This window comes from Flavobacterium sp. HJSW_4, assembly GCF_042436695.1.
GTDB lineage: Bacteria > Bacteroidota > Bacteroidia > Flavobacteriales > Flavobacteriaceae > Flavobacterium.
Window position 1 is genome coordinate 74,644 of sequence record NZ_JBHNPP010000001.1, and the last position, 16,577, is coordinate 91,220.

16 protein-coding genes are annotated in these 16,577 nt (G+C 32.7%); 10 read left to right on the plus strand and 6 right to left on the minus strand.

All coding sequences use genetic code 11. The annotated features are described in order from the left end of the window. Nucleotides 1-198: 198 nt before the first annotated feature. On the minus strand, nt 199-759 hold the full coding sequence (locus ACE01P_RS00385; protein WP_379692865.1) for an outer membrane beta-barrel protein: 561 nt from the start codon (nt 757-759) through the stop codon (nt 199-201). 290 nt (nt 760-1,049) lie between these two features. Here ACE01P_RS00385 and ACE01P_RS00390 point away from each other — a divergent pair, with 290 nt between their 5' ends. The 3 genes from ACE01P_RS00390 to ACE01P_RS00400 all read left to right on the plus strand — a co-directional run bounded on the left by ACE01P_RS00390 (nt 1,050) and on the right by ACE01P_RS00400 (nt 4,757). After that, nucleotides 1,050-1,610 (plus strand): porin family protein, encoded by a 561-nt coding sequence (locus tag ACE01P_RS00390; protein WP_379692867.1) that lies wholly within the window; start codon nt 1,050-1,052, stop codon nt 1,608-1,610. Nucleotides 1,611-1,739: 129 nt separating this feature from the next. Next, on the plus strand, nt 1,740-2,153 hold the full coding sequence (aroQ, locus tag ACE01P_RS00395; protein ID WP_198858214.1) for a type II 3-dehydroquinate dehydratase: 414 nt from the start codon (nt 1,740-1,742) through the stop codon (nt 2,151-2,153). Nucleotides 2,154-2,267: 114 nt separating this feature from the next. Next, entirely contained in the window at nt 2,268-4,757 is a 2,490-nt protein-coding gene (locus tag ACE01P_RS00400; RefSeq protein ID WP_379692869.1) for a DUF5686 and carboxypeptidase regulatory-like domain-containing protein, read from the plus strand. 273 nt (nt 4,758-5,030) lie between these two features. Here the strand turns inward: ACE01P_RS00400 and ACE01P_RS00405 are convergent, their stop codons facing one another. The 4 genes from ACE01P_RS00405 to ACE01P_RS00420 form a co-directional block, all read right to left on the minus strand. Next, entirely contained in the window at nt 5,031-5,909 is an 879-nt protein-coding gene (locus tag ACE01P_RS00405; RefSeq protein ID WP_379692871.1) for a cation diffusion facilitator family transporter, read from the minus strand. 152 nt (nt 5,910-6,061) lie between these two features. Further along, entirely contained in the window at nt 6,062-7,375 is a 1,314-nt protein-coding gene (gene murA / locus ACE01P_RS00410; protein ID WP_095929490.1) for a UDP-N-acetylglucosamine 1-carboxyvinyltransferase, read from the minus strand. A gap of 100 nt (nt 7,376-7,475) precedes the next feature. Further along, entirely contained in the window at nt 7,476-8,201 is a 726-nt protein-coding gene (locus tag ACE01P_RS00415) for a DUF4290 domain-containing protein (RefSeq protein ID WP_379692874.1), read from the minus strand. Nucleotides 8,202-8,205: 4 nt separating this feature from the next. Then, a complete protein-coding gene (locus tag ACE01P_RS00420; RefSeq protein WP_035649758.1) occupies nt 8,206-8,502 on the minus strand; it encodes a DUF493 family protein in 297 nt (98 codons plus the stop codon). Between the two features lie 290 nt (nt 8,503-8,792). Here ACE01P_RS00420 and ACE01P_RS00425 point away from each other — a divergent pair, with 290 nt between their 5' ends. The 7 genes from ACE01P_RS00425 to ACE01P_RS00455 all read left to right on the plus strand — a co-directional run bounded on the left by ACE01P_RS00425 (nt 8,793) and on the right by ACE01P_RS00455 (nt 15,699). Beyond that, on the plus strand, nt 8,793-9,707 hold the full coding sequence (locus ACE01P_RS00425) for an alpha/beta hydrolase family protein (RefSeq protein ID WP_379692876.1): 915 nt from the start codon (nt 8,793-8,795) through the stop codon (nt 9,705-9,707). Between the two features lie 11 nt (nt 9,708-9,718). After that, complete coding sequence (locus tag ACE01P_RS00430) at nt 9,719-10,513, plus strand: hypothetical protein (protein WP_379692878.1); 795 nt, start codon at nt 9,719-9,721, stop codon at nt 10,511-10,513. A gap of 601 nt (nt 10,514-11,114) precedes the next feature. Then, complete coding sequence (locus ACE01P_RS00435; protein WP_379692880.1) at nt 11,115-11,648, plus strand: AAA family ATPase; 534 nt, start codon at nt 11,115-11,117, stop codon at nt 11,646-11,648. Between the two features lie 66 nt (nt 11,649-11,714). After that, nucleotides 11,715-13,610 carry an ATP-dependent DNA helicase RecQ gene (locus ACE01P_RS00440; RefSeq protein WP_379692882.1) on the plus strand — a complete coding sequence of 632 codons (1,896 nt, stop codon included), beginning with the start codon at nt 11,715-11,717 and terminating at the stop codon, nt 13,608-13,610. Further along, on the plus strand, nt 13,610-14,557 hold the full coding sequence (fmt, locus tag ACE01P_RS00445; protein ID WP_379692884.1) for a methionyl-tRNA formyltransferase: 948 nt from the start codon (nt 13,610-13,612) through the stop codon (nt 14,555-14,557). Before ACE01P_RS00440 ends, fmt begins: the two co-directional genes overlap by 1 nt. Before the next feature lie 180 nt (nt 14,558-14,737). Then, entirely contained in the window at nt 14,738-15,010 is a 273-nt protein-coding gene (locus ACE01P_RS00450) for an HU family DNA-binding protein (RefSeq protein ID WP_008464760.1), read from the plus strand. A gap of 128 nt (nt 15,011-15,138) precedes the next feature. Next, the gene (locus tag ACE01P_RS00455; protein WP_008464759.1) at nt 15,139-15,699 is read left to right on the plus strand and encodes a YqgE/AlgH family protein; all 561 of its coding nucleotides are present in this window, start codon (nt 15,139-15,141) and stop codon (nt 15,697-15,699) included. Here ACE01P_RS00455 and ACE01P_RS00460 read toward each other — a convergent pair. Continuing rightward, nucleotides 15,696-16,532 carry an aminotransferase class IV gene (locus tag ACE01P_RS00460; RefSeq protein ID WP_379692886.1) on the minus strand — a complete coding sequence of 279 codons (837 nt, stop codon included), beginning with the start codon at nt 16,530-16,532 and terminating at the stop codon, nt 15,696-15,698. The genes ACE01P_RS00455 and ACE01P_RS00460 overlap by 4 nt on opposite strands. Between the last annotated feature and the right edge of the window lie 45 nt (nt 16,533-16,577).

Here is a 16,577-nt window from a genome sequence, read left to right on the forward strand (position 1 = left end):
TTGTTTTGGGTTAAATTAATTAAGTCAAATATAAAAATATTCTTCATAAATCAATATTAGGAATTTAACAAATAAAATAGTAAATAATACAGTAATTGTTAATTTTCAATTAAGCCAATTTAAAAATTAGAATTTAGAGCATAAAAAAGCCTTCCTTAAAATTTAAGAAAGGCCTTTTAAAATTAACTAATTGTCTTATTAGAATTTGTAGATAACTCCAAAACTTACGTCTCTTAAGTCAGTACCGAAACCAAATGATTTTGTTTTTTCAGCTCCGTGACCTCCGTTATTATTTACAGCATATCCTAAACCTAACCAAGTAGCTTCAATAGCAAAATGGTTAGACAAGAAATAGCTTAAACCTAGACCGATGTTAGCACCAATTTCGTTTGATTTAGCATTACCTGGTTTAAACTTGTGATTTGTAAAATCAAGACCAGCTTGACCATAAACTGAAAATTGAGAAGCAGGTGTAAAATAGTATCTACCAAAAGCTCCTGCAGTGAATGAATTTTCTTTGTCATCTCCATGCTTGTCTGATCCAAAACCTAATTTTGCACCAATTGCAATATTTTCACTCACAAAATAACCTACTTTTGGCTCGATTGTAAAGCCATTACTTTTTGCATCTCCTGTTTTTTCTGAACTTACATTGAAAGCTCCAGAAATAAAAGCATCTCCTTTAGCAAATCCTCCTGTTTGTGCATTAGCAAATGAAAAGCCTAATACTGCAATAGCAGTTAAAACAATTTTTTTCATAATTTCTAAATTTTATTTTAATTTATTTAAAAGCAAAAATAAGATTAGACTTACAAAATAAAGAGCGCAGTAGGTTTAAAAAGTATCAAAATAGGACAAAAACAAACTTGCATAGACGCGTTGAAAATCAGAATTTTAAAAGAATAAAAGAAGATTTTTAAATATCAAAATTCAATTCGAGTGGGAATTTTATTAATTATTTAATCCAAAACATAATGCAATAAAATCCCAAATATGTAGTTTTGACCTATTAAATAACATTTGAAATACCAATTTTTAAAAACCTTTTTATGAAGAAAATACTTTTAGCAGCTGTTATGTTTCTTGCAACATCAGCGGCAGTAAACGCACAATTTGTACAAATCGGGGTGAAAGCAGGGGTTAACTTTGCAAACCAAACTGGAGGTTCTGACTTTGGTGGAATTTCTGTTGATAAAGAAGGTATTACAAGTTACCACGCAGGTCTTGTAGCAGAACTTAAATTATTAGAAAAATTCTCAATTCAGCCAGAGCTTTTATACTCTACACAAGGAGCAACTTATAAAAATGCTTTTACTGAATTTAAAAACGAAATGGGATATATTGCTATTCCTGTAATGGCAAAAATCTATATGACTAAATCTCTTAGCTTAGAGCTTGGTCCACAGGCATCATTCCTTGTTAGTAACAAAAAAGAATTTGATGCTGCAGATCCAAAAACATTTGACTTTTCTCTTAATGCAGGTTTAGGATTAAAAGTTGTTGGAGGTCTTTTTGTTCAAGCTCGTTACGGTATCGGTTTAACAGAAATCTCAAAAGAAGCTGATTTTAAAAACTCTGTATTCCAACTTTCAGCTGGATACATGTTCTAAAAGAATATCACATACTTTTACAAAAACCGCTCTATTTATTAGTGCGGTTTTTTTATTTTTACACTTACTATGAAATGCCTTTTGGAAATCTAAAAATGCATTCGCATAACTATTAAAACTATTTATTTTATGAAAATCTGCATTATCAACGGACCTAATTTGAATCTTTTAGGGAAAAGAGAACCTGAAGTTTACGGAAGCCAAACTTTCGAGGATTATTTTGAAACGTTGAAACAAAAATTTCCTAACATTGAACTTTCATATTATCAAAGCAATATTGAAGGCGAACTGATTGGGAAAATTCAAGAATGCGGTTTTACTTTTGATGGAATCATTTTGAACGCAGGCGCTTACACACATACTTCTATTGGTTTAGGAGATGCCATGAAAGCTGTTACAACTCCAGTTATCGAAGTGCATATTTCTAACACTTACGCGAGAGAAAGTTTCAGACATCAGTCTTATTTATCTGGGAATGCAAAAGGTGTTATTTTAGGTTTTGGACTTAAAAGCTACGAATTGGCAATCCAGTCTTTTTTATAAGATTTCGACATCGCGAAGCCTGACAAAGGATCTTATGTAGCCTTTTGGAATTTAACAAATTATTAATAGGCTCAGATTTAACTTATTATATTTTTGTAGGATAAGCCACACTACATGAGAAACTTTATTTTATTTGCCTTTTTAGTTTTTTCAATTACTACTTTTTCTCAAATTAAAGGAACAATTACAGATGAGAAGGGAAATCCGCTTCCTTATGTGTCCGTTTTTGAAGAAAACACTTATGCTGGAACGACCTCAAATGAGCAGGGAAAATATCAGCTTAATGTGAAAGAAATTGGAAAGAACAAAATCATTTTTCAATATTTAGGTTTTAAGACTCAAAAGATAAACGTTGCTACAGGAAACAAAACTGTTACTTTAGATGTTCAGCTTCAAGAAGAAAGCTTTGCACTAAATGAAGTGATAATTGATCCTAAAAACAATCCTGCAAATGCTATTATTAGAAGTGCAATAGCAAACAAAAAGGAAAACTCAGATAAAACCGGAAGATATACTGCTGATTTTTATTCGAAAGGAATGTTCAAAGTAAAAGATCTTCCTAAAAAAATTCTAGGAAAAAAAGTAGTACTGGGCGATGACATGTCATCCAATTTAGACTCTACGGGAACAGGAATCTTATATTTATCTGAAACAATTTCTAAAGTTAGTCTTGAAAAACCAAACAAGTTTAAAGAAAACATTATAGCTTCTAAAATTTCTGGAAACAATCGTGGTTACAGTTACAACACTGCCGCATTATCCAATTATGACTTTTACGACAATGCTTTAGATTTTGATGTAAAACTCATCTCTCCTATCGCAGACAATGCTTTCAATTATTACAAATATAAATTGGAAAGCTCTTTTTACGATGATAACAATCAGCAGATTTACAAAATTAAAGTCATTCCGAAACGTGATAAAGAACCTGTTTTTGAAGGCTACATTTATATTGTAGACGATAGTTTTGCCATTTATGCCATTGATTTGGATATCAAAGGCTATAGAATGAAGAATGAATTCACAGAAATAATGACTCTAAAACAGAGTTTTAGCTATAATACAAAAAATAAAATCTGGTCTAAAAATGCACAGACACTTTCTTTTAACGCAGGTATTTTTGGTGTAAAGTTTTCTGGAAACTTCAATTATGTTTATTCTAATTATGAATTTCCAGAGTCATTCGAAAAGAAGACTTTTGGAAATGAACTCGTAGCTTTTGATCTCAATGCCAATAAAAAAGATGATGCTTTCTGGAATGAAATTCGCCCGATTCCGTTAACTATTGAAGAAAGCAATGATTATGCTAAAAAAGATAGTTTACAAACCATTAGAAAATCAAAAAAGTATACTGATTCTATAGATGCGAAAAACAACAAATTCAAGGTTTGGGATGTTTTAATGGGTTATGATTATAAAAATACTTTCAAGAAATATTCTTTTGATTATAAAGGTTTATTGAATATTACTTCTTTAAGTTTCAACACCGTTCAAGGTTTTAATCTGGATTCTGGCTTTTCTTTTAAGAAATGGAATGAGGAAGAAGGAAAAAGCACTTCGATAAGCACTACTTTTAATTATGGATTTTCTGATGAACGCTTTCGCGTAACTGGAGAGTTCAGCCACCGATTCAACACTATCAATTACGCTACGATTTGGGGTTCTGGAGGAACAAAAACAGCTCAGTTTAATAGCGCCGAACCTATTTCTAAATTGATCAACTCTATAAGTTCTTTGTTTTTTAAAGACAATTATATGAAGTTGTACAACTTAGAATTTGCTGAAATCAATTACGGACAAGATATTGCAAACGGTGTAAATCTTACTGGAAAAATTGGCTACGAACAGCGAAAACCGCTTTTTAATACCACCGATTATTCGTTCTTTAAAAAAGATGATATTTATTCATCTAATAATCCTTTGGCTCCAAATGATTTTACAACGCCTGCTTTTGACCAGCATCATTTGTTTAAAGCACTCATAACTTCGAGAATCAACTTTGGTAATAAATATATTTCAAGGCCAGACGGAAGATTTAATTTTAAAGATGATAAATATCCGACGATTTATTTAGCTTTCGAAAAGGCATTCGCGGCAAGCGAAAAAAAGTATGAATATGAAAGAATCGGGGCTTCTGTTCAATATGATTTATCTCTTGGAAATAAAGGTCTTTTAGGGACTAATTTTAGAGGAGGAAAATTCTTTAATGCTGAGAATATTTCGTTTATCGATTACAGACATTTCAACGGAAACCAAACTCATGTCGGAACAAGCGAACGTTATTTGAATGTTTTTAATTTGATGCCTTATTATTCAAACAGTACAAACGATAGTTATTTTGAAATGCATACGGAATATAATGACACTGGTTATATTATGAATAAAATTCCGTTGCTAAATCTTTTAAAATCAACTATGAATATCGGATTCCATGCTTTAGCAATTCCAGATCGAAAACCTTATTCTGAATTTACAATTGGTTTAGACAATTTAGGTTTCGGAAAATTCAAATTATTCAGAGTCGATTATGTTCATTCTTACCAAAGCGGAATTCAACAAAATGGTGTTGTGTTTGGATTGAAGATTTTAAATGCGTTGGACTAAGGTTCAGAGGAACAAAGGCGCAAAGGTTCAAAGTTTCAAAGTTCTTTCTAAATGTTCTTTTGGTTGAAACCAAAGGCTATGTCTTCAAATAGAAAATCAAAAATCCGTTTAAATCAAAAATCTGTGAAAACAGACTGCAATTTAAACGGATTTTTTTTATTTGAATTTCTTTACGAGAGCTTCTCTCGCAGACTGGGGACGCTCAGCCAGACAAAAAAATTAATCTCTAAGAAGAAAACCTTAGCACCTCAGAGCCTTTGTTCCTTTGAACCTTTAACAATGATAATCATCTGGTTCAATATGAATCAGAACATTGCCTAATTGCGGAATTTGTTCTTTCAAAGTATCCTGAAGTTTATGAGACAAATCGTGTCCTTCTTTTACTGAAATTTTAGCAGAAACAATCGCATGAAGATCTACGTGGTAACGCATTCCTGCTTTACGAATAAAACATTTTTCTGTTCCTAAAATTCTTGGAACAGTCAAAGCGACAACACGAATTTCTTCGACTAAATCATCGTTTAAGTTTTCATCCATGATTTCGCCAAGCGCAGGTCTAAAAATTTTATAACTATTATATAAAATAAAGAACGCTGCAAAAAGCGCCGCCCAATCATCTGCAGATTCGTAACCTTTTCCCATAACAAGCGCAATCGTAATCCCGATAAATGCTGCAACAGAAGTAATCGCATCGCTTCGATGGTGCCATGCATCAGCCGCAAGAGATGAACTATTGGTTTGTTTGCTTCGTTTCATTACCAAACGAAATGAATATTCTTTCCAAATTATAATTGCTCCTAAAACATAAAGTGTCCAAGATTTTGGCAAATCATGCGGAGTTCCAATGTTGGCAATACTTTCATAACCAATAATTGTTGCTGAAGTAATTAAAAAACCAACAACCAAAAACGTAATTAAAGGTTCTGCACGGCCATGACCATAAGGATGATTTTCATCTGCTGGCTTATTTGAATATTTAATTCCAAACAGCACCAAAAATGACGAAAATATATCCGTAGTCGACTCAATCGCATCTGCAATCAAGGCATAAGAATTGCCAAAAAAACCTGCTAAGCCTTTTATAAGGGCCAAGCAGGTATTTCCAGCTATACTAAAGTATGTAGCTTTTATAGCTTTTTGTTCGTTTGTCATATAACGGACATTTATTTTTTTTCGCCACGAATTTCACAAATTACACGAAGATCAGCTTTGTGTTTTATTACACAACTTTTTAAAATAAATTCGTGTAATTGAATTTCAAAATTTAAAATTAGTGCAATTCGTGTAATTCGTGGCTAACTTTTTTATGCTCTAACAATTTTAGCGCCGATTGCTCTTAAACGCTCATCTATACGCTCGTATCCACGGTCGATTTGCTCAATATTTTGAATTGTACTTGTTCCTTTTGCAGAAAGCGCCGCAATCAATAATGAAATTCCCGCACGAATATCAGGAGAAGACATTGTAGTTGCTTTCAATTGAGATTCGAAATTATGTCCCATAACCACAGCTCTGTGCGGATCACATAACATAATTTTTGCTCCCATATCGATTAGTTTATCCACGAAGAATAAACGGCTTTCGAACATTTTTTGGTGAATTAAAACGTCTCCTTTTGCTTGAGTTGCTACAACCAAAACAATACTTAACAAGTCAGGCGTAAATCCTGGCCAAGGCGCATCAGCAATCGTTAAGATAGAACCGTCGATATCTGTTTTTACTTCATATCCATCTTTGTGAGCAGGAATATAAATATCATCGTTACGTTTTTCGATTGTAATACCTAATTTTCTGAAAGTATTCGGAATCAAACCTAAATTTTCCCAGCTTACATTTTTGATTGTGATTTCGCTTTTTGTCATAGCCGCAAGACCAATCCAAGAACCGATTTCGATCATATCTGGCAAAATTCTGTGCTCGCAACCACCAAGGCTTTCAACACCTTCGATAGTCAATAAGTTTGAACCAACTCCTGTGATTTTTGCTCCCATAGAGTTTAACATTTTACATAACTGTTGCAAGTATGGCTCACAAGCAGCATTGTAAACTGTAGTTGTTCCTTTGGCTAAAACCGCAGCCATTACAATGTTTGCAGTTCCTGTTACAGAAGCTTCGTCTAAAAGCATATCTGTTCCAGTTAATCCTTCTTTTGGAGATTCTACTCCATAAAAGTGATCTTCTCTGTTATATCTAAATTTTGCTCCAAGGTTAATAAAACCTTCAAAGTGTGTATCTAATCTACGACGACCAATTTTGTCTCCCCCTGGTTTTGGAATATATCCTTTTCCGAAACGAGCCAAAAGTGGACCAACAATCATAATAGAACCACGAAGCGCTCCACCTTCTTTTTTGAAAGCTTCAGTTTCTAAATATCCAACATTAACTTCGTCAGCTTGAAAAGTTATTGAACCTGGTTCGTTACGTTGAATTTTCACCCCTAAATTCCCCAACAAAGTGATTAATTTATTGATGTCTATAATATCAGGAATGTTATTAATTTTCACTTTCTCTCCTGTTAGAAGCACGGCACATAAAATTTGTAATGCCTCATTCTTTGCTCCTTGCGGAGTGATTTCTCCTTTTAAAGGAGTTCCTCCTTCGATTTTAAAAATTCCCATAGATTGTTTTTAGGTTCTTTTAAAGTTTCTAAGATTCTGAGATCCTAAGATTCTAAGTAAAAACTCAGCAACTTAGCAACTTAGTAGCTTAGCAGCTTTTTTATTTCTGATTATTGTTTTTTTGAAATGTCTTTTTTTGACCGCCTTTGTTATTGTTGTTCTTGTTATTCTGAGTTTTCGGCTGTGCACCAGAAGCTGTTTTGTTCGACATACGTTTATTTGTACGCATTAAATCTGTCGTATTCAACAACTCTTCTGTGCTGTGTAATAAATTGATTTTGCCTCCAGATAACTCATATAAATGCTCAAAAATCACATCATCTTTCACTGTGTCTTTGTTCCAGCTCAAGAAAGATTTTTTCATGTGGTTGGCAATTACCATTATCAGCGCATTTTTCATTTCGCCATCTTCCCATTTATTCGCAACATCAATCATATACTTGATATTGTTGCCATAAAATCTGTATTTTGGAAAGTTCTGCGGATATTGCAAAGCGTCTGGCTTTAACTCCAAAACTTCTCTTGACGGAATTGGGTATGGCGATTCTACATTCAGTTTGAAATCAGACATGATAAAAAGCTGATCCCAAAGTTTATGCTGAAAATCTGGCACATCACGCAAATGCGGATTCAAACTTCCCATAACCTGAATGATATATTTTGCAGCTTTGTTACGCGTTTCGTCATCCTCAATTGCAGTAGCCTGATCAATCAGTTTTTGCAAATGACGACCGTACTCCGGAATAATTAAACGCTGTCTTTCAGAATTGTATTCTAAATTGAAGACAACATCGCTTGCGGCTTCTCTTTTATATTTTTCGATCATAAGTTTATAATGAAACTATACCTTCTATTGTAGAAACTTCTTTGTATTTACTGATCACATCATCTGAGCTGTGCATGGTAACATCTACAGAAACGCTGGTAAACTTACCAGTTTTCGATTTTGTTGTTTTAATCACCGCTCCCATTCTATCAAAAGCTTTTTCAACACGCTCCACATTGTCTGCTACAGAAGGCACAATGAATTTGTACAAGTATTCTGCTGGCCAAGTATTTGCGTTATCAAGCTCTAATTTCAATCTTTCGTAAAATTCGGCTGTATTTTTTTCTTTATCGTTCTCCATTCGTAATTAAAAATAAACGCAAATATACGTTTTTGATTTCAGATTTCAGATTTTAGATTTTAGATTTTTTGACTCTAAAAATGAAGGTATTTTTTTGCCACAAATTCCACTAATTAGCGCAAATTATTCAATCCCAAAAATTCAATTTCACCAATTTTAATTAACTTGGCAAATCAAAAAATAAAAATTAGCTAAAATTCGTGAAATTGCTTCGCCTGTTCGCTATCGCTCGGGTCGTGGCAAAAAAAACTTTGCGACCTCGCGACTTTGCGAGATTAAAACAAAATACAATGAAAAAACTCCTTTTACTTTTTACCGTTCTTATCCTAAACTCGCTTCAAGCACAAGAAGTCAAAACACTAACCTATTTCCAAAACGATACTTTAAAACTAGATTTAGATTTATACCTGCCAAAGAAAAAAGCAGGAGAAAAAATCCCGTTGATTCTATTTGCTTTTGGCGGAGGTTTTTCTGGTGGAGAACGTACAAGCGAGAAAGATTTCGGTTTATTCATGGCGAAAAATGGTTATGCGGTTGCGAGCATTTCGTACAGTTTATATATGAAAGGAAAAGATTTTGGCTGTAAAGGAACTTTAACCGAAAAAATAAAAGCAATTCAAATTGGCGTAAGCGATATGTGGCAAGCAACAGCTTTCATGATTGAGAATGCGGACAAATACAATCTTGACACTTCAAAATTCTTTATTTCTGGAATTAGTGCTGGAGCCGAAATTGGTTTTCACGCTTCTTTTTGGGATTATAAATTAATGAATTTATACAAAAGCAATCTTCCTGAAAACTTCAAATACAAAGGATTTATTGGAGGTTCAGGAGCAATTCAGGATATTAATTTGATTACGAAAGAAAAAGCGATTCCGATGTTATTGGCTCACGGAAATAATGACGATACCGTTCCGTACGCAGCGGGTTCGCACCGTTCTTGCCCGACAAATGCTTCTGGCTGGATGATTCTTTTTGGTTCTTATGCGGTTTACAATCAAATGCAAGATTTACATAAAGACATTGAATTGATTACTTTCTGTGGTGGCGGACATGAATTTTCAGGTTATCTTTTCCATGAAGGCCAACAATATGTTTTAGATTTTGTGAATGATGTTTTGAATGGTAAAAAATTCCAATCACATTTGATTATTCCTTCTAATAAAAAAGGAAAGGATTCTGGGAAGTATTTATTTTGTGAGTAAAATAAAATCCTATGAAAATGAGAATAAAAATAATATTGTCAGTAATAATTTTAGGATTAAACATTCAATGTAAGCACAATGAAGAAAAACAAAAAAACAAACCGAAAAAAATTGAAAAAATCTTAGCCATAAACAATTACACGTTTATAGGAAATACAAGTTTAAAATTTCAATTCTTCTCCGATAGCTCTTACATTTTCACAATTATAAAAAAAGAAGATGACTACGAAAAGTTAGAAATTTTTAAAGGCTCATGTTTTGTAAAAAATGACACAATTTATTTTAAACCATTTGATTTTAAATTTAACAGAAGTAGTGAAAAAGCAGTAATTAAAAATAATTTTATTGAGTTCGACAAATCAGCATTAAAAATAGAAATCAAAAAAAATCTGTGTAAGACAAAAAAGGGATTAGACTTTACAAAATTTAATGATTATGCATTTTTTAGTTTCAACCAAGAAATGCATAGTCCAACATATTATAGTTACGAACCCAACACAATAAAACCTTATGACCTAACACAAAAAGAGTTAGTTGAAACAGATTTAATTCTAAAAAAGTGTTTTTCTGAAAACAAATCAAAACTTGAAAAATTTGACAAATACATAAAACAATGTATTGTCGTTATAAACAAAAACCAAGAGAAAGAGGTTTGGATAAGTTGTTATTGTAATGATTTTTACATTAAAGATACTTTCAAATATGATTTAATCAGAATGAATGACGGCGGAAATTGTAATATTAATTTAAAAATCAACTTAACAAAACACAATTACTCAAATTTAAACATTTCAGGGAGAGCATAAAAAAACAATTTCCCATTTCAAAAATTGCTCCAGCGGAGCAAAATATTTATAGCAAATTCAATTTAATCCAATCAAAAGCTCCATCGGAGCGGCATAATTTAAATAGTTTATATGTCGCTCCGATGGAGCTTTATCTTTTATTGCATACATTTTTACTCAATTCAAAAACAATCCCTGAATAAAAACAAAATGAAACATATCGCTTTTGTAATCACTTTAATTCTACATTTTTTTATTGTTTATTCCCTTAAATTACTGGACAATTTTTCGGCAATTATTTTAGAGATTTCAACTTCAATAATAATCGGATTTATAATTGTAAAACTCTCAGAAAACAAAAATTCTATCAAAAACTTAGGATTTGGCATTTTGTATGGTTCTATCATATCACTGATACTTCTTTTATTATTCAGTCTATGGTTAAGCAATAATTTTCCTCAATAACAAAAAATATCATTCAATTTTTCTATAAATATCCCGTCCCTCTGGGACTTTAAACAGGCAACTTTTGTTTATCAAAATATCAAATCTTTCGTTTCTGATAAATATTCTTTTTAATTATAAATAAGTTTAGGTAAATTTGCGCTTTATTTTTAGAATAGTGCAAAAAGAAATTATTGTCTTGCTTGGCGGACCTGGTACTGGAAAATCGACTCTTATTAACGAATTGGTAGCTCGTGGCTTTTGCTGCTATCCTGAAATCTCTAGACAGGTTACCATGAAAGCGCAAGAACAAGGCATCGAACAGCTGTTTCTAGAACAGCCGCTTTTGTTTAGCGAAATGTTATTGGAAGGTCGTATTGAACAATACAAAAATGCTCTTGAAGAACCTGATAATGTTGTTTTTATCGACAGAGGAATTCCAGATGTTGTGGCTTATATGGATTATATTGGAGACGAATATCCTAAAGGTTTCGTACAGGCTTGCGAGGATTATAAATATTCTAAAACTTTTATTCTACCGCCTTGGGAAGAGATTTACCAAAGTGATTCTGAGCGTTATGAAAATTTCGAGCAGGCAGTTAAAATTCAGGAACATCTTATTGAAACCTATAAAAAATATGGTTACGAACTGATTGAGGTTCCAAAAGATACGGTTGAAAACAGAATTCTTTATATCTTAGACAAAATTTAGCAGCATGGTTTAAAGTTGCAAAACTAGAAACTGTTTTTCTAAATTTTTAACTTTAAAATAAAAGCGATGCTCGGAGCGCAGGATATTCTTCTAAAATACTGGAAACACGACAGTTTTAGACCGTTGCAAAAAGAAATTATCGATTCTGTTCTTGAAGGACAGGATACTTTTGCCGTACTTCCGACGGGCGGCGGAAAATCAATTTGTTTCCAAGTCCCCGCGATGATGCAAGAAGGAATCTGCCTCGTTATTTCGCCTTTGATTGCTTTAATGAAAGATCAGGTGATGAATTTGCAGAAAAGAGATATCAAAGCGATTGCTCTTACTGGTGGAATTCATACCGAAGAATTGATCGATCTTTTAGATAATTGCCAATACGGAAATTATAAATTCTTATATCTGTCTCCAGAAAGATTGCAATCGGACTGGATTTTGGAGCGCATCAAAAACTTACCCATTAATTTAATTGCCATTGACGAAGCGCATTGTGTTTCGCAATGGGGTCACGATTTTAGACCTGCTTATCTTAAAATTTCGGAACTGAAAAAACATTTTCCGAAAATTCCTTTTTTGGCTTTGACTGCAACGGCAACTCCGAGAGTTATTGAAGATATTAGAACGCAATTAGAATTAAAAAATCCGAGACATTTTCAACAATCATTTGAGCGAAAAAATATCGCGTACATGGTTTTTGAAGTTGAAGATAAATTATATAGAACGGAACAAATTCTGAAAAAGAATCCGCAACCTTCTATAATATATGTGCGAAATCGAAAGGCTTGTTTAAACATGTCTTCGCAATTGCAATCGCTAGGTTTTACGTCAACATATTATCACGGCGGACTTTCGTCTAAAGAAAAAGACAAAAACATGCAGTTGTGGATGTCGGAGCAAGCGCAAGTAATTGTCGCTACGAATGCTTTCGGAATGGGAATTGACAAAGACAATGTAAAAACGGTTATTCATACACAGCTTCCAGAAAATTTAGAAAATTATTATCAAGAATCTGGGCGCGCGGGACGAAATGGCGCAAAAGCTTTTTCGGTTTTACTTTATAATAATTCAGATTCTATCCAAACCGAACAGCAGTTTTTAAATATTCTTCCAGACAAAAAATTTCTGAAAACGATGTACATCAAATTGTGCAACTACTTTCAGATTGCTTATGGCGAAGGTTTAGACGAAACTTTCTCTTTCAAATTGAATCATTTTTGCAATAAATATGAGTTCCCTACCCTTAAAACATACAATGCTTTACAGTTTTTGAGTCAGCAAGGAATTATTACGATGTCTCAGGAATTTTCAGAAAAAATCAGTGCTCAATTTTTAATTGAATCAAAAGAAGTGATTCGATACATGAGTCTGAATCCGAATGATGAAGAAATCATTTTGGCAATTTTGAGAACTTATCCAGGCATTTACGATGTAAAAGCCAATTTAAATCTAGGATTACTTTCAAAAAAATCAAATCGATCAGAAGAGCAGATTATTGCTGTTTTAGAAAAACTGAAAGAAAAAGAAATTATTGAATACAAGTCTAAAAACAACGACGCTACTATTTTATTTAATGAAGTTCGCGAAGACGATCATACGATAAATAGGGTTTCTAAATATTTAGAAAAACAAAATGAAGTTAAAAAAGAACAGCTTTTATCTGTTTTACATTATATAAAAGATAACAAAACCTGCAAAAACAGATTGGTTTTAGGTTATTTTGGAGAAGAAGCCAAAGAAAATTGCGGCATCTGTTCGTACTGCATTACACAAAAAGGAAAAATTACCGAAGCCGATTCGATTGCAGATAAGATTTTATCTTTATTAAAAACAGCTTCTTTGACTTCGAGAGAAATTGAAAATCAGATAAAAATGGACACCAAAGATATTTTATCTGTTCTTCAGGAATTACTCGAAAACAATCACATCACTATACAAGCGAATAATAAATACACTTTAAAATCATAATGGAGAAATTGAGAATTATATTTATGGGAACGCCAGAATTTGCTGTTGGCATTTTGGACACCATTATTAAAAATAACTACGAAGTTGTTGGCGTAATTACTGCTGCAGACAAACCAGCAGGACGCGGACAAAAAATAAAATATTCGGCAGTAAAAGAATATGCGCTTGCCAACAATCTTACTTTATTACAGCCTACCAACTTAAAAGACGAAAGTTTCTTAGCAGAATTAAAAGCTTTAAACGCCAATTTACAAATTGTAGTTGCTTTTAGAATGTTACCAAAAGTAGTTTGGGAAATGCCAAGTTTAGGAACTTTCAATCTTCACGCTTCATTACTTCCAAATTATCGTGGAGCTGCTCCTATCAACTGGGCAATTATCAATGGTGAAACCAAAACTGGAGTTACGACTTTCTTTATTGATGATAAAATTGACACTGGTGCAATGATTTTAAATTCTGAAATCAATATTGAGCCAGAAGAAACTGCGGGACAATTGCACGATCGTTTGATGCATTTAGGAAGCACGACTTTAATTGACACTTTGAAAGTGATTGAAAACGGAAATGTTACAACAACAATTCAAGAAGATAATGACGATATTAAAACAGCTTATAAATTAAACAAAGAAAACTGTAAAATTGATTGGACAAAATCTGGAGCAGAAATCAATAACCTGATTCGAGGTTTAAGTCCGTATCCTGCTTCTTGGTGCTTTTTGAAAGACCAAAATGAGGAATTGAACATCAAAATTTACGAAGCTAAACTAGTCTCAGAATCACACTCTTATGAGGTTGGCAAGCTAATTAGTACTAAAAAAGAAATCAAGATTGCAATAAAAGACGGCTTTATTCAGTTATTAAGTCTACAATTTCCAGGAAAAAAGAGAATGCTTGCTTCAGAATTATTAAATGGAGTAAGTTTTTCGGAAGCTGCAAAAGTGTATTAAGGTCAGTAAAACAGGGGTTTGTACCTACTTTTTATCGATAAACAACACCCTTTATGAACAAAAAAAGCAAGTTATTAACAATTTTTGCTAAAAATAAAGAAAACACTTGCACGCAACGGATTTCCTACTAAATTTGTGTATTAACAATTTTTTTTAACCAACAATTAATAACTAATTATTATGAACAAATCAGAATTAATCGATGCTATCGCTGCTGATGCAGGAATCACAAAAGCTGCGGCGAAATTAGCTTTAGAGTCTTTTTTAGGTAATGTAGGAACTACTTTGAAAAAAGGTGGAAGAGTTTCATTGGTAGGTTTCGGATCTTGGTCAGTTTCTTCAAGAGCTGCTAGAGATGGTAGAAACCCTCAAACAGGAAAAACTATCAAAATTGCAGCTAAAAACGTTGTAAAATTCAAAGCTGGAGCTGAATTAGAAGGTGCAGTGAACTAAGTAAGAAAGTTCTCTAAACTAATAATATAATTAAAACCTTCCATATGGAAGGTTTTTTTATGCGGTTTAACGATTTTTTTTGTGATTTTAATTTTTTTATGATTAAATTTAATAAAAATTGTAACCGTATGATTTCAGAAAAATTAAAAAAAGGACACCTGCTTATTGCCGAGCCTTCAATAATTGGAGATTTATCTTTTAACAGATCGGTAATTTTATTAGCAGACCATAACAAGGAAGGATCAATAGGTTTTATTATCAATAAGCCATTAAAATATACCATAAATGACTTAATACCTGAAATTGATGCTAACTTTAAGATATATAACGGAGGCCCTGTAGAACAAGACAACCTTTATTTTATTCACAATATTCCTGAGTTAATTCCAAACAGTGTGGAAATTTCAAATGGGATTTATTGGGGAGGCGATTTTGAGTCCACTAAGGACCTAATAAACAACGGATCTATTAGTAAAAATAACATTCGTTTTTTCTTAGGGTACACCGGATGGGAAGAAAATCAGCTTGAGAATGAGATGCAAGGAAACTCTTGGATTATTGCTGATAATAATTACAAAAATAAAATTATCGGAAAATCTACCACTCATTTTTGGAAAGAGCAGATTATTGAGCTTGGCGGTGATTATCTTATATGGTCTAACGCACCAGAAAATCCATATCTGAATTAATTTTCAGTTATGGATTCATTTAGTTTCTGCACTAATAGATGAGCCAGATTCGTTGTAAACTCCTTTTTTCGATATTTAGTTATCGGCTGTATTCCCATGATTACATTGGTTAGAAATAATTCGTCAGCTTTTTGAAGATCAAATGGCGAAATTATTTCTTCAGATACTTCTATGCCTTCTACTTTTTTAGAAAGAGCTAAAATTTGTTTACGCATAATTCCGTTTAAAGCACCTTCAGAAACTGGAGGAGTAATAAGCTTTTTGCCTATTAGCATGAAAATATTTCCTTGAAGCGCCTCGACAACATTTTTGCTGTCATTCAGTAAGATACAGTTGGCAAGGTCGTTTTCGTGTGCATAAATGCTTCCTGTAATGTTAATCATCTTATTAGTCGTTTTAAGAGACGATAACAATTGTTTTGTTACATAGAAGTCTTTATACAAATCAACTTCATATTCGCTTGAATTTATACTATAAGAAGTGCTTTCAAGTGGAGTTGCATTGATTAGGAATGAAATGTCATTTGTTTTTGGAAGATATAAACCGCCATCATTTCTAAAAACGGTAATTCTTGCACGTGCTGAAGTAGCGATTCCTTGTTCTTTTACCAAGTTCAGAATTTGCTCTTCAAAATATTCCATTGTAAAATCCATAGGAATCATCATTCTCACTACTCGCATAGAAGCCATTAGTCTAAAATAATGATCCTCAAGAAACAAGATTTTTCCGTTGATAATTTTTACTGTTTCAAAGATACCGTCTCCGTATAAAAAAGCGCGGTTTTGAGTTAATATCGTATCTTCTTGCGCTATGTTTCCGTTAAAATTAATCATAAAAAAACCCTGAATTTTGTTCAGGGCAAATATAAGGTATAAAAT

What these genes read in the sequence shown, in the direction of transcription:
- ACE01P_RS00385 (WP_379692865.1), bottom strand. Translation starts at nt 759, where the DNA reads ATGAAAAAAATTGTTTTAACTGCTATTGCAGTATTAGGCTTTTCATTT.
- ACE01P_RS00390 (WP_379692867.1), top strand. Translation starts at nt 1,050, where the DNA reads ATGAAGAAAATACTTTTAGCAGCTGTTATGTTTCTTGCAACATCAGCG.
- aroQ (WP_198858214.1), top strand. Translation starts at nt 1,740, where the DNA reads ATGAAAATCTGCATTATCAACGGACCTAATTTGAATCTTTTAGGGAAA.
- ACE01P_RS00400 (WP_379692869.1), top strand. Translation starts at nt 2,268, where the DNA reads ATGAGAAACTTTATTTTATTTGCCTTTTTAGTTTTTTCAATTACTACT.
- ACE01P_RS00405 (WP_379692871.1), bottom strand. Translation starts at nt 5,909, where the DNA reads ATGACAAACGAACAAAAAGCTATAAAAGCTACATACTTTAGTATAGCT.
- murA (WP_095929490.1), bottom strand. Translation starts at nt 7,375, where the DNA reads ATGGGAATTTTTAAAATCGAAGGAGGAACTCCTTTAAAAGGAGAAATC.
- ACE01P_RS00415 (WP_379692874.1), bottom strand. Translation starts at nt 8,201, where the DNA reads ATGATCGAAAAATATAAAAGAGAAGCCGCAAGCGATGTTGTCTTCAAT.
- ACE01P_RS00420 (WP_035649758.1), bottom strand. Translation starts at nt 8,502, where the DNA reads ATGGAGAACGATAAAGAAAAAAATACAGCCGAATTTTACGAAAGATTG.
- ACE01P_RS00425 (WP_379692876.1), top strand. Translation starts at nt 8,793, where the DNA reads ATGAAAAAACTCCTTTTACTTTTTACCGTTCTTATCCTAAACTCGCTT.
- ACE01P_RS00430 (WP_379692878.1), top strand. Translation starts at nt 9,719, where the DNA reads ATGAAAATGAGAATAAAAATAATATTGTCAGTAATAATTTTAGGATTA.
- ACE01P_RS00440 (WP_379692882.1), top strand. Translation starts at nt 11,715, where the DNA reads ATGCTCGGAGCGCAGGATATTCTTCTAAAATACTGGAAACACGACAGT.
- fmt (WP_379692884.1), top strand. Translation starts at nt 13,610, where the DNA reads ATGGAGAAATTGAGAATTATATTTATGGGAACGCCAGAATTTGCTGTT.
- ACE01P_RS00450 (WP_008464760.1), top strand. Translation starts at nt 14,738, where the DNA reads ATGAACAAATCAGAATTAATCGATGCTATCGCTGCTGATGCAGGAATC.
- ACE01P_RS00455 (WP_008464759.1), top strand. Translation starts at nt 15,139, where the DNA reads ATGATTTCAGAAAAATTAAAAAAAGGACACCTGCTTATTGCCGAGCCT.
- ACE01P_RS00460 (WP_379692886.1), bottom strand. Translation starts at nt 16,532, where the DNA reads ATGATTAATTTTAACGGAAACATAGCGCAAGAAGATACGATATTAACT.